The organism is Rhodococcus sp. PAE-6 (assembly GCF_025290685.1).
Classification (GTDB): domain Bacteria; phylum Actinomycetota; class Actinomycetes; order Mycobacteriales; family Mycobacteriaceae; genus Rhodococcus; species Rhodococcus pyridinivorans.
Map to the genome: position 1 here is coordinate 1 of NZ_JAOCLZ010000222.1, position 239 is coordinate 239.

Below are 239 nucleotides of genomic sequence, written 5' to 3' on the forward strand. Positions count from 1 at the left end.
TCGCAGTTGTGGCCGTCGTGGTGGTCCGGAGGAACAGCAGACGGCGATAATTCGATACCGCCGCACCGCGTCGGCCACGACAATGATCGCGTGCTGATCCGTCGAGAACGCCCCGCCGACGTCCGTGCGACCGCCGACGTGCATCGCGCCGCGTTCGCGCCGTTCACCCCGGAAGCTCGCGAGCCGGTCGAGCCCGGTCTGGTCGCGTCGTTGCGGGCGAGCGACGCATGGCAGCCGCC

The 239-nt window shown here is 70.3% G+C and carries 1 pseudogene; it reads left to right on the forward strand.

The features are described 5' to 3' along the window. Positions 1-90: 90 nt before the first annotated feature. Positions 91-239, forward strand: a pseudogene (locus tag NVV99_RS26830) (GNAT family N-acetyltransferase); the annotation flags it as partial.